Here is a 13016-nt window from a genome sequence, read left to right on the forward strand (position 1 = left end):
CAACCTTACTTTTAAGGAGGAATATCCAATGATGGATAAAAAAATACCCGGGTATATTTAATGATGGTGTTACCCGCGTTAATATTATTCTTTAGTTTTCATACCTTTCCATTGATGCAAGGGATTTTTTATAGTTTCACAGATTATCGTGGATATGGTGATTGGAACTTTATCGGTATCGAAAATTATATCAATGTTTTTAAAGACCCACGCATTTTAAACTCCTATCAATTTACCTTTAAATTTGCGATCATATCAACGATCTTAGTTAATATCATCAGTTTAACGATTGCACTTGGTCTTAATTCAAAAGTGAAGTTTCATAAGACATTACGAGGCATCTACTTTATGCCAAATATTTTAAGTATTCTCATTGTAGGTTTTGTCTTTAAGTTCATTTTCTCCGTGTTCATTCCTGAAATTGGCCAATCTTTTGGTATTGAAGGACTTGCGAAAAGTATCCTCGGTGACAAAGATTCTGCTTGGATAGCGATCGTCATTGTCGGTGTTTGGCAAGCTGCTGCACTAAATGTCATTTTATACTTATCGGGACTAGCGACGATTCCAGAAGATTTATATGAAGCATCAGGCCTTGATGGAGCCAGTAAGTGGCAACAATTCCGTCACGTGACCTTCCCGTTAATCGCACCATTCTTTACAATTAACATGGTTCTTGCGATGAAAAACTTCTTAATGGTATTTGACCATGTTGTTGCGCTAACGGGTGGTGGACCTGGTCGTTCGACACAATCCATCTCACTATTAATTTATGAAGATGGCTTTACAGGCGGTCAATTTGCCTTGCAATCAGCTAACGCTGTTATTTATTTCTTTGTGATTGTCACCATTTCTATTATTCAGATTAGATTCCTGCAGAAACGGGAGGTGCAAATGTAATGCGTAATAAAACAAATTATGTCACGACAATTTTATTAATGTTAGGATCAATTTTCATCCTTTTTCCGGTATTTATTACAATTGTGAATGCTTTTAAAACACCGGCAGAGACAGCTCAATCGATTCTATCATTACCATCCACATGGACCTTTGATAATTTTAAAACCGCGATTGAGATGACGAATTTCTTCAACGCGTTTGGTAACAGTGCGTATGTGACCTTCTTTACCGTGATTTTAACGATTCTATCTAACTCACTTGTCGCTTATGCAATTGCTCGTAACTTACATCGTAAGGCATTTAAATTCTTGTACTTCTATTTAGTCAGTGCGATGTTTGTGCCTTTTCCAATTATTATGTTACCGATTGTTAAGCAAATGAGTGCGCTTGGTCTAATGAATCTTAATGGTTTAATTATTCTTTATGTTGTGTATGGATTAGCTTTTAATACGTTCTTATACACGGGCTATGTTAAGACAATTCCGAAGGAATTAGAAGAAGCTGCCATTGTAGATGGCTGTTCAAAGTGGGGCGTGTTCTGGCGAATTATCTTCCCAATTTTATCTCCAATGAATGCGACTGTGGGTATTTTAACAGCACTCTGGGCATGGAATGATTTCTTATTACCACTCGTCGTCTTATCTGATCAAGGTGACCGTACGTTACCACTTGTTCAATATGTATTCCAGAGCCAATTTGCGACGAACTATAACTTGGCGTTTGCCTCATATCTCATGGCGTTACTACCAATGTTAGTTGTGTATCTCTTCTTGCAAAAACGCATTATTAGTGGAGTCACACAAGGGGCAATTAAATCATAAGAAAGTAGGGTGACTATGACAATCTATTTTGATAAAGAGACAAAAATATTTCACTTACAGACAAACCAATCAAGTTATCTATTTCAAGTTGTAAATAACGATTATCTAGCTCATTTATATTGGGGTAAGCGTGTGCGTTCGACCTCTATGCCGAAAAGCTTACGCTATATCGATCGAGGGTTCAGTGGGAATCCGAATAAAGAAGACCGTACGTTTTCTTTAGATACATTACCACAAGAATACCCTGCCTATGGACATACAGACTTTCGTTCACCTGCTGTTCATATTGAAACAGCTGATGGCGGACGAATTACCGATTTACGTTATGTAAGTCACGAAATCTTACCAGGTAAACGACGGCTTGAAGGGCTTCCGGCTACCTATGTAGAAGATACTTCAGAAGCGGATACGTTAAAGGTATCTATGCTTGATGAAGTCACACAGTTACACGTGACATTAATTTATACCGTTTACGCAACAAGAAATGCCATCACACGTGCGGTACACGTTGAAAATAAAGGAGAAGACACACTTGGGCTTGAAAAAGTGGCTTCGATGAGTGTTGATTTTAGAGAGACTGATTTTGAGATGATCAACTTACCAGGTGCTCACGTGAGAGAACGTGATATTGAACGTGCACCTCTGCGGCGGGGGATGCAAAGTGTGGAGAGTAGACGCGGTTCAAGTAGTCATCATCAAAATCCTTTTATCGCCTTAGTGCGAGAAGAAACAACAGAAACGACAGGTGAAGTCTATGGTTTTAGTCTAGTCTATAGTGGCAACTTTAAAGCTGAAGTTGAAGTGGATCAAACATGTCAATCACGTGTCATTATGGGCATCAATGACTTTGATTTTAAGTGGTTATTAAAACCAGCTGAAACATTCCAAACACCTGAAGTCGTGATGGTCTATACGGACCAAGGTTTAAATGATATGTCGCGTATGTATCATGATTTATACGGCAGAAGGTTAGCTCGTGGCAAACATCGTGACGCGGAGCGTCCCGTGCTGATTAATAACTGGGAAGCGACGTATTTTGATTTTAATGAAGATAAAATTTTAACGATTGCTGATAAAGCAAAAGACACTGGCGTTGAGTTATTTGTTTTAGATGACGGTTGGTTTGGAAAACGTGATGATGATTTTACATCACTCGGTGATTGGTTTGTTTATGACGAAAAACTTCCAAGTGGTCTTAAAACACTTGCTGAAAAAATCAATAAGATGGGCATGCAGTTTGGTCTTTGGTTTGAGCCTGAAATGGTGTCGCCAGAAAGTGAACTATACAAAGCGCACCCAGATTGGTGTCTGCATGTGCCAAATCGTCGTCGTTCAGAAAGTCGTAATCAACTCGTATTAGACTTTTCGCGTCCAGATGTGTGTGATGAGATGATTCAACGCGTCACCGCTATTTTAGAATCTGCGCCGATCAGTTATGTGAAATGGGATATGAATCGTAATATGACTGAAATCGGTTCGCATTATTGGCCAAAAGAACAACAAAAAGAAGTGGCCCACCGTTATATGTTAGGGCTTTACCGGGTGATGGAAACTATTACAGCTAAGTTCCCTGAGATTTTATTTGAAAGTTGTTCGGGTGGAGGCGGCAGATTTGATCCAGGGATGCTTTATTATATGCCGCAAACATGGACAAGTGATAATACTGATGCAATCTCACGCCTACGGATTCAATACGGTACGAGTTTAGTCTATCCAATTAGTTCAATGGGGTCTCACGTATCTGAGGTGCCTAACCATCAAGTGGGACGAATCACGCCTCTTGAAACAAGGGGACATGTCGCTATGGATGGGAATTTAGGTTATGAGCTAGATGTAACAAAATTATCTGATGAGGAAATTAGCGGTATTAAAACGCAAGTAGACTTATATAAATCTATTCGACAAACGATTCAGTACGGAACATTCTATCGTTTAGTGAGTCCGTTTGAGACAGGTAATTACGGTTCGATTCATGTGAGTGAAACAAAAGATAAGGCTGTCTTTATTTATGTGCACACACTTGCTGAGGCGAATGGACTGTTTAAAGCCGTTAAATTACAAGGTTTAGATCCTGAAACAGATTATTGCGTATTAGAAACAAATGATGTGTATAGTGGCGATAGTTTAATGCATATTGGGCTTAATGTCCCGTATGCCAACCATGATTTTAAAAGCACGCTTTATCGTCTAGAAGCGGTCAAGTGAGAAAGGGGAGGTTACTTTGATAAAATTAAATCAACCTTTCACCTTAAAACAAGCACCGGTTGATGTGTTATCGATTGGTGAGATATTAATTGATATGATTTCTGATAGCTATCATTCTCTCACTGAGAATAATGGTTTTCATGCATTCTTCGGTGGCTCGCCAGCTAACCTTTGCATGAATATCAATCGTCTTGGTGGTGAAGCGCGCCTTGTTGCTGCGGTAGGTGACGATCGATTTGGTGACTTTTTAATTCACCACCTTGAGAAAGAATCTGTTGATACGACATTGATTCAGCGGACAGATAAATCAACCAGTATGGTCGTCGTGAACAAAAGTAAAGGCAGTCCGACTCCGATTTTTTATCGGGGCAGTGATTTTGATATTCGTTTAACAGATGAACTTGAACAAGCAATTAGAAATACAAAGATCATGCATATTTCATCATGGCCCTTGTCTAAATCATCATCCAGAAAAGTCGTTTATGACGCCGTTAAAATCGCAAAAGAGGCAGAAGTCCTTGTCGGCTTTGATCCGAATTATCACCCAGGGTTATGGGATGAAGATGAAGATGGGATTCAGATTATGAAAGAGATGATTAGTCAAGCAGATATTGTTAAGCCATCAGAAGACGATGCTTTCAGGTTGTTTGGTGACGATTCCCCTGAGAATCACATTGAAAAGTTTCATGCGCTAGGGTGTCCCATTGTTCTAATGACCTTGGGAAAAGATGGCGCCATTGCTTCATTTGATGGAGAAAAAACGTACTATAAAACAAAAGCAACGAAAGTTGTCGATACAACTGGGGCAGGAGATGCTTTTTGGTCCGGTTTTTATACAGGGATTACCCAAGGAAAAACGGTAGAACAAGCGCTTGATTTAGGCTTTTCAACAAGCGCTTATAAACTGCAATTTACAGGTGCAGTAGTAAAATTACCGCATTATGAAGAATTTTTAGATAAAGAACCACATCTGTAAGAAGGGAGAGCGACGTGTGCTAAATAATAATGTTCAACTCATTACGTATCCAGATTCATTAGGTGGCGACCTCAAAGCTTTGGATTACTTATTAGACAAGCATTTTTCTGATGTTTTCACTGGGGGTGTGCATATCTTACCGCCATTCCCCTCATCGGGAGACCGAGGGTTTGCGCCACTAAATTATTTAGAGATTGAGCCTCAGTTCGGTGGCTGGGAGGATATTAAAAAGATTGGTGAGAAGCGTGATGTATTATTAGATTTGATGGTCAATCATATTTCCCAGCAATCACCGTATTTCCAAGATTTCTTAAAGAACGGCCGTGACTCAGCGTACGCGGATTACTTTTTAACGCTCGATAAAATTTGGCCGGATGGTGAACCAAAACAAGCGGACATTGATAAAATGTTTTTGCGACGTAAGGTACCTTACTCAACATTTGAGATTGAAAAAACGGGTGAGACCGAGCGTGTATGGACCACATTTGGTAAGACAGATCCGTCTGAACAAATTGATTTAGATGTCCATTCTGAGAAGGTAAAGGCACTCTTTACCGAGTTCTTTTTGAACTTCAAGAAAAATAACGTCAGTATCGTTAGACTTGATGCGGTCGGTTATATTATTAAGAAGCTTGGTACGAGTTGTTTCTTTGTCGAACCAGACATTTATGATTTTCTCGATTGGATTAAAGACTTGGCGGACTCACTTGATATCACACTTTTACCAGAGGTACATGCGCATCATTCTATTCAATATAAATTAAGTGAACATGGCTTTTGGATTTATGATTTTATTCTACCTTACCGCATTTTAGAAGCATGATCAATGGTGATTCAGAAGCGTTGACGGCTTACTTAAAAGACCGCCCATCTAATCAATTCACCATGCTGGATTGTCACGATGGTATTCCGGTTAAGCCAGATTTAGATGGTATGGTAGATACGAAAGAAGCAAAAGCTTTAGTGGATGAAACGGTCCAAAGAGGATCTAACCTAAGCTTAATCGTATCTGAAGACCATAAAGATCCTGATGGTTTTGATGTGCACCAAATTCGTTGCACCTACTATTCAGTCCTTAATGAAGATGATGACCGTTACCTTGCTTCGCGTGCGATTCAGTTTTTTGCCCCTGGTATTCCTCAAGTGTATTATGTAGGATTACTCGCTGGTGTGAATCAAGACCAACGCGTAAAAGAAACAGGCGATGGCCGGGAAATTAACCGGGAGAATTTCTCAGTTGCAGATGTCGAACAGCATTTGGAAAAAGAAGTTGTTCAGCGATTACTTGATCTCATTCGCTTTAGAAATGAATATCCGGCGTTTGATGGTGACTTTACGGTCTTATCAAGTTCATCAGAAAAAGTGGCATTGCGCTGGGATAAAGATCTGTACTATTGTGAGCTACATGTTGATTTATCATCAGGTCAATCAGCCATTCACTATGTCGATGAATTAGGAGAACAAGCGGTTTACACTATTTAATGTACCAGACGATGGTAGATTATATATGATAAGATAAATATGAAAAAGCGGGGAAGACATCGTCTTCTCCGCTTTTTATGATGACATTATTTTAAGTTTTTAGCGACGGCTTTTACTTTTTCTAAGCCTTCTGCGATGATTTCATCAGATTTCGTTGGGTCTTGGTTATGACCTTCGATGATCACTTCATCAATGATTTCCATGCCCATCACACCACCGAAAGATGTGCGCATATAGTTAACAGCCATTTCTAGTGGTTGCATTTCTTTTGTTGAGTATACGCCACCACGTGCGTTAAGAAGAATGATTTTCTTATCATTCATTAATTGAATCATGTTGCCTTCTGCATCATATTTGAAAGTAAAACCTGCAGAGAAGACGTAATCAACAAATGTTTGTAACTTAGCAGGAATGGTTAAATTCCATAATGGGAAAACGAAAGCGATTGTATCTGCCTTTTCAAATAAGTCACGTGCTTTTGATTGTGCATTGAATAAACGTTCTTCTGATTCTGTTAAAGGCTCATGACCTTCTAGTTTCATGTATGCATTAAAGATGTCTTGGCCTAAGTATGGTGTGTCTTCTTCGTAAACATCATAGACGGTCACATCAACGTTATCGTTTTGTTTTAATTCCTCCATAAATGCGTCATACATTTTTGGTGTTGTTGCTTGACTTGATGGGCGATCGTTTGCCTTTACTACTAATAAATTCATAAAAATAATTCCTCCAAATAATTCTTTATATTTAGCCACATATAAAAAAGAGTTTTAAATAGTAGCTACATTTGGTATTATAATATTATCTTTGATTCAAGACAAATAATATGAATCCAAAATATCTATTTTTATCAAATATGTGACATTTGATCTATAAACGTCTAAATTCAACCATGAATAAGATGAGGATGAAATCATGACAGATGGGGAGAGAACCTATGCAAACAGACCCAAGAATTATTCGTACGAGAAAAAGTGTCGTAGATGCTTTACTGGCACTTATGTCAGAACGAGAAATAGAAAAAATTACGGTGAAAGATATTACACAAAAAGCAGATGTGAATCGGGCGACCTTTTATCATCACTTTAAAGATAAACAAGCCTTATTACAATATACATTAGAGGAACATTTGATTCGTTACTGTGTCGAACCGTTCAATGAGATAGACACATTTTCTCGTGAGCTTATCTTAGGGGTATTAGAAGCCATTATTGAGTTACATGATTACTTAGAGGGACATTGTCAATTGAATTTTCATAAGTTCTTACTTGATATTGAACAAGAAATAAAATCAACGTTAATTGCACGATTTTTCCCTATTGTTAAACAGGGCTTGAATCATCCATCTGATGATTATGCGCTACTTGAGACTTACAAACTTGTAGGTGGCCTATATAGCAGTGCTGTTGCGATTAGAAAAGTTAATCATCAACGGAGTCAGTTGATTAATTATACGGCCGATCAATTGATAAAATAGTCTGTCCTTTTTGGTTTAAACTGACTGTTGGGAGGGGAATAGGTCAGTGTAAGTATAAAAGGAGGCGACATGTATGCAAGCACGTTTAAAGAAGTTACGACGATTTAATTTGATTATGGGTGGATTCCACCTAGTACAAGCAATTATCATGTTGTTTTTAGCCACGTCTGTCATTCAGACGATTTCAGAGTTTAGTCCAACGATTACGCAATTCTATTTATCTTTTAACCCGGAAACGCAATCACTTGAACTCGCGCAAGATCAATTATTTGATTTACCGTTTGGTATCATTGTCAGTTCATTTCTATTTATTTCTGCTTTGGCGCACGCGATTATTGCCTTGCCTAAGAAAACAAATGACATTTACAATCGCGATTTAGAACGGGGCATTAATAAGTTTCGCTGGTTCGAATATGCCTTAAGTTCATCGATTATGATTGTACTCATTTCAACCTTATTTGGTATCTATGATATTGCGTCACTCATTCTAATCTTTATCGTGAATGCGACGATGAATTTATTTGGATTAGTGATGGAGCAATTAAATGAAGGACGTGATAAAGATAACGTTCGCTGGGGTGCTTTTATTTGGGGATCGATTGCGGGGATAGCCCCATGGATTGCCATCTTCCTCTATATGTTTGGTACGGGTAACTTTGATATGGTGCCGTGGTTTGTTTGGGCCATTGTTGTCACGTACTTCATTGCTTTTAATACGTTCCCGGTAAATATGATTTTGCAATATAAAAAAGTAGGTAAGTGGAAAGATTATTTATACGGTGAACGCGTGTATATTATCTTAAGTCTTGTCGCTAAATCGATTCTTGCTTGGCTCGTTTTATTTGGGGCGATGCAACCATAAATAGTCTAGACATAACTAAGTTTGATGAAAATACCGTCCTTGTGAGCTAACCAGTCACAAGGACGGTATTTTTAGATGTGATCCATTAAGTGTTTAGCGACACGGGTATAGTCATCGCGGTCTAAACCTGGTGCGAAAAATTCAGGTAAACTCTCTAAGTCAGGCATCTTTCCGCCAATCGGTGTGCCTTCTCTTACCGTTAATTGAGCATTTGTTTCTGGATGTGTCCCAGTGAAGATGTCTTCAATGCCCAAGTAATCGCCGACCTGATTCCAGTTGTAAAGGACATTGCCAAGTCCTTGGTCTTCAAATTTTTTAGCGGTATCAAATGTCTCATTAGACACATTAGGTATGGGCAGTAGTTTACCTAGAGACACGCCTGTTAATGATTCAATCGCTTTTTGGTAAGCGACGACATGGGTCCCACCTCTCACGAGTAAGTAACCAATCATTTCTCTTGCAGTAGGGTGGTCAGTCATTTCATATACGCGCATTTTGTGTGTACGTGCGCCAATCTCTAAAAAGAAATTATGCAACAAATCAAGGACAAGGTTACCGCTTGAAAAGACGTTATCTCCTGTCCAACTATTTCCTGTTGCGTCAATCGGTAACGATGTATTAGCAGAGTGAATAAAGTGTTTCGGATGCGGGAATGTGACGGCGCTCTTTAATGCAGTATCATTCACATCAAAGGGTACCTCTGTTGTATCTTTGAATAAGAGATTAATCGTATGACTGACGAGTTCCACGTGCCCGAGTTCTTCGGCGGTAATGCTTGAGACGAGGTCATAGTAGGGTTTGAGTTTTTTACGTTCTCTAAAGTTAAACGACTGAAATAAGTAATTGTTTAAGGTGGATAACTCACCAAACTTTCCGCCCAATAATTCCTGTACAGCGAGCGCGGCTTTTTTGTCCCCGTAGTCCGGTTCAGGTAGATCAATCAATAGCTTATTTGTCCGTTGAAACATCTCATCACCTTTTCTCTATATATTAGGCTAAACCAAAAATATTTATCATATAGCTGTTTAAGAGGTAGAAAAATAATTTTTGGTGCCTTTGTAGCTACAGTATATGTAACGATCAGGACTTTTGTGCGAAAATTAAGAAAAACATCGCTTTGGATTAGGAGGTTTGTTATAATTGGTAATTAGTAGAAGTAGTGCCTTAAACGAATGGAATAGGAGGTGGATGTGATGCATGAGACGAGTTTAGTGCTAGAAGGTGGCGGTATGCGTGGTGTATTTACTTCTGGGGTTCTGGATTATTTAATGACTGAAAACATGTATTTTCCCTATGTCATTGGTGTATCAGCCGGGGCGTGTAACGCGCTGAGTTATTTATCAAGACAACCGGATAGAAGTCGCTATATCAATGTGAATTTTGCGAATGACCCACGTTACATTAATATGCGCAATCTGCTTAAGGGCAAAGGGATGTTTAATATGGACTTTTTGTTTAATGATATTGCCAATGAACTTGTCCCGTTTGATTTTAAAACCTTTCATCATATTGATGAACGTTTCGTCATTCCAACAACAGATTGTGAAACAGGAGAGGTGCGTTATTTTGATAACTCTCAGGAAACGGACATCTTTACAGCTGTGCAAGCTTCAAGTAGTTTACCACTTGTAGGCGTCCCGATTGAGCTTGATGGCTATACATTACTAGACGGTGGAATTGCTGACCCGATACCGGTTCAAAAAGCCATTGACGATGGTTTTAGACGCCATGTTATTGTATTAACAAGACCGAAAGGGTATCGAAAAAAACCATTTCGAGCGAAATTTACATCAAAATTACTTTATCGAGAATACCCAAAACTAGTTGAAACGATGCTTAACCGTCATGAGATTTATAACGAGACACTTGATCAATTAGAAGCACTTGAAGACCAAGGTGATGTATTTATTATTAGGCCAAAAGGTCACGAACAAGTAAAACGCGCTGAAAAAGATCAGGCGAAACTGAATGCTTTACATGAAGCGGGTGTTTTACGTGCTAAAGAACAGATGCCAGCCTTAAAAGACTGGTTAAACGCCAATAAACAAGTTGAAATTCATTAATTTTTTCGAGGTGAACGATGAAAAGTGGCAGAAAAATAGCATATTTTACGGTGTTTGTGCCCTTATAGGCATTCTTTTAGGTTTATATGCTGGCGCAAGTGATCCGTTTTATGAACCAATACTTCAACATGTAACGTTTCAAAATGGACTTATTGTTTTCATTTTTATTTTTGTAGGCTTATTTTTAGCTATTAATATTCATGAGTTTGGTCACTTTGTCTTAGGCAAACTCGCGGGGATGACATTACTGATTTACCGGATTGGCTTTTTAGAATGGAAAAAAGTCAACGGCACGTTCCGTGTATCTTTTGAAAAGATGAATGGCTATGGTGGATTATGTGGCATGATTCCTAAACGATTAGGGAAGATATCAAACCGCTCATTTATCGCCTATTTCATGGGTGGTGCTTTGTTTAACTTTCTTTCAGCTGGACTTGCTTACCTTTTAATTTTACATACATCAGGTTTTCTCAGTCTTTTTCTCTGGGTGTTTGTCATTATTTCAGTATTTTTAGGTGGAGCAAATATTTTCCCGTTTAAAACATCGGCTACGATGATGTCGGACGGGGCTTACATTGCTGGGTTAGTAAAAGGTGATAAAAAGGTGATTGATTTGTTGGAGATGATGAATTTTTCAACGCAATTACAAGCAGGAGTGACGCCTGGTGAACTGAATTTTGATTCGGTTAAAGGAAACGACAGCATCCATTGTGATCTGCTTAAACATCTAAAAGCGCTAGAACAGTTAGATTTTAAAACATTAGAAAAGACAAAAATGACGCTAAGTGAGCGGATAGATACGTGCAATTTTATGACGCGCCCAAGTGTTTTAAATGAAATCGTAGTCGCGTGTATTTTGTTAGATGATCATGAAGGGGTTAAAATGTGGCGTGAGTGTTTAACTCATCTAGATAAAGATTGTGATGCGAACGGCTATCGAGTAAAAGCTTATCTTGCCTATTACGATCGTCATATCGCACTAGCAAAAAAGTATATCGATAAGGGGCGGTCCGTGCTTCACTATTATCCGAGTCTAGGGCAACAAACAACTGAAGCCGTCTTGTTTCAATATTTGGAAAAAGATTTGTTGGGGTCACTTCACTCTGCAGAGAAAACGTCACAAGTATAGTAGAAATGAATATAAATGAATATATTAGTAAGAATAAAAAACAATCGGCAACGGTTGTTTTTTATTCTTATGATTATGTTAATGCCTTATTAAAAAAATGAAGGACTCTATACATTCTCAGTATAGGTAATTAATCTAGCGTTTGTAGACATTCCATCGTTTTTACACAAAAAAGAACGCGTTTTTTGATTGACATTTTTTAAAAATACCGCAATAATATATAGCATGCTATGTAATTGTGAGGAGGTTCATCTACGTTGCCAAATGATTTAATTCTTTACATACGCTTCGTATACTTTGCGCTTGAACGTGAAAAAAATCAGTATTTTGAACAGCACAATCTCACGTCTTCTCAAGGTGATATTTTACTGTTTTTAGGCGGAGCCTACTATCACAAAAGAGATGTGAATCAGAAAAATATCGAAGAACATTTTCATTTGACGAATCCAACGGTCACAGGCTTACTAAAACGTTTAGAGGAAAAAGGCTTCATTGATCGCAAGAAAAGTGAAACAGATGGACGTCAGAAGTTAATTTCTTTAACTGATCAAAGCATGCGAGTATTAGAAGATTTTCAGGTGTATAAAGAAACAATCGATCAAAAACTTTTACAAGGTATTGATTACGAAGAACGAGACAGTATTGTAGAACATTTGAAAAAATTATTAAGTAATTTAGAACCAGAACACAATAAATGTAAGCTTGATGGGAGGAAAAAAGATGATTAAAAAGCTGCTGCCTTTTTTAGGCGAGTATAAAAAAGCCACCATTTTAACACCAATTATGGTTGTGTTTGAAGTTATATTAGAACTCATGATTCCGCTTCTAATGGCAAGGATCGTCGATTATGGTATTCAAGGCGAAGGGGGTATGAGTTACACTATTCAGATGGGGTTACTGATGATCCTAATGGCCATTATCGCCCTTATTTTCGGCGCGTTAAGTGGTAAATATGCCGCAGAAGCTGGGATGGGGTTTGCGAAAAACATTCGCTCAGGTTTATTTGAGAAAATACAAGGCTACTCATTTGCTAACGTTGATAAGTTTCAACAGCGTCACTTGTCACACGTTTAACAACGGATGTAACTAATACGCAAAATGCGT

At 38.3% G+C, this 13016-nt stretch carries 12 protein-coding genes and 1 pseudogene; 11 read left to right on the forward strand and 2 right to left on the reverse strand.

Annotated features, from left to right (window positions below; all coding sequences use genetic code 11):
• Positions 1-60: 60 nt before the first annotated feature.
• From JCM19043_RS06460 to gtfA, 5 genes and pseudogenes are all read left to right on the forward strand, one after another.
• Positions 61-897: a carbohydrate ABC transporter permease gene (locus tag JCM19043_RS06460; RefSeq protein ID WP_062321025.1), complete on the forward strand. Its 837-nt coding sequence runs from the start codon at positions 61-63 to the stop codon at positions 895-897.
• Positions 897-1718: a carbohydrate ABC transporter permease gene (locus JCM19043_RS06465; protein WP_062321027.1), complete on the forward strand. Its 822-nt coding sequence runs from the start codon at positions 897-899 to the stop codon at positions 1716-1718. The genes JCM19043_RS06460 and JCM19043_RS06465 overlap by 1 nt, the downstream gene beginning before the upstream one ends.
• Before the next feature lie 15 nt (positions 1719-1733).
• Positions 1734-3923 (forward strand): alpha-galactosidase, encoded by a 2190-nt coding sequence (locus JCM19043_RS06470; RefSeq protein WP_062321028.1) that lies wholly within the window; start codon positions 1734-1736, stop codon positions 3921-3923.
• Positions 3924-3939: 16 nt separating this feature from the next.
• Positions 3940-4899 carry a carbohydrate kinase family protein gene (locus tag JCM19043_RS06475; RefSeq protein ID WP_062321031.1) on the forward strand — a complete coding sequence of 320 codons (960 nt, stop codon included), beginning with the start codon at positions 3940-3942 and terminating at the stop codon, positions 4897-4899.
• A 16-nt stretch (positions 4900-4915) separates the two neighbouring features.
• Positions 4916-6381, forward strand: a pseudogene (gtfA, locus tag JCM19043_RS06480) (sucrose phosphorylase).
• A gap of 86 nt (positions 6382-6467) precedes the next feature.
• On the opposite strand, the gene JCM19043_RS06485 reads toward gtfA, so the two are convergent.
• A complete protein-coding gene (locus JCM19043_RS06485; RefSeq protein WP_062321033.1) occupies positions 6468-7097 on the reverse strand; it encodes an FMN-dependent NADH-azoreductase in 630 nt (209 codons plus the stop codon).
• A 221-nt stretch (positions 7098-7318) separates the two neighbouring features.
• Between JCM19043_RS06485 and JCM19043_RS06490 the strand changes: the two genes are divergently transcribed.
• The gene (locus JCM19043_RS06490; protein WP_062321035.1) at positions 7319-7858 is read left to right on the forward strand and encodes a TetR/AcrR family transcriptional regulator; all 540 of its coding nucleotides are present in this window, start codon (positions 7319-7321) and stop codon (positions 7856-7858) included.
• 73 nt (positions 7859-7931) lie between these two features.
• Positions 7932-8720, forward strand: a complete 789-nt coding sequence (gene heR, locus JCM19043_RS06495; protein WP_062321037.1) for a heliorhodopsin HeR — start codon at positions 7932-7934, stop codon at positions 8718-8720.
• A 71-nt stretch (positions 8721-8791) separates the two neighbouring features.
• On the opposite strand, the gene JCM19043_RS06500 is transcribed toward heR, so the two are convergent.
• Positions 8792-9688, reverse strand: a complete 897-nt coding sequence (locus JCM19043_RS06500; RefSeq protein WP_062321039.1) for a manganese catalase family protein — start codon at positions 9686-9688, stop codon at positions 8792-8794.
• Between the two features lie 222 nt (positions 9689-9910).
• Between JCM19043_RS06500 and JCM19043_RS06505 the strand changes: the two genes are divergently transcribed.
• The 4 genes from JCM19043_RS06505 (at position 9911) to JCM19043_RS18115 (ending at position 12986) form a co-directional block, all read left to right on the forward strand.
• The gene (locus tag JCM19043_RS06505; protein ID WP_197274758.1) at positions 9911-10783 is read left to right on the forward strand and encodes a patatin family protein; all 873 of its coding nucleotides are present in this window, start codon (positions 9911-9913) and stop codon (positions 10781-10783) included.
• 10 nt (positions 10784-10793) lie between these two features.
• Positions 10794-11912: a M50 family metallopeptidase gene (locus JCM19043_RS06510; protein ID WP_197274759.1), complete on the forward strand. Its 1119-nt coding sequence runs from the start codon at positions 10794-10796 to the stop codon at positions 11910-11912.
• A gap of 257 nt (positions 11913-12169) precedes the next feature.
• Positions 12170-12640, forward strand: coding sequence for a MarR family winged helix-turn-helix transcriptional regulator (locus JCM19043_RS06515; RefSeq protein ID WP_062321055.1), 471 nt, complete (start codon positions 12170-12172; stop codon positions 12638-12640).
• On the forward strand, positions 12633-12986 hold the full coding sequence (locus JCM19043_RS18115) for an ABC transporter transmembrane domain-containing protein (protein ID WP_255349944.1): 354 nt from the start codon (positions 12633-12635) through the stop codon (positions 12984-12986). The genes JCM19043_RS06515 and JCM19043_RS18115 overlap by 8 nt, the downstream gene beginning before the upstream one ends.
• Positions 12987-13016 lie beyond the last annotated feature (30 nt).

Origin of the sequence: Halolactibacillus sp. JCM 19043, from assembly GCF_001310395.1 — a bacterium.
GTDB lineage: Bacteria > Bacillota > Bacilli > Bacillales > Amphibacillaceae > Halolactibacillus > Halolactibacillus miurensis.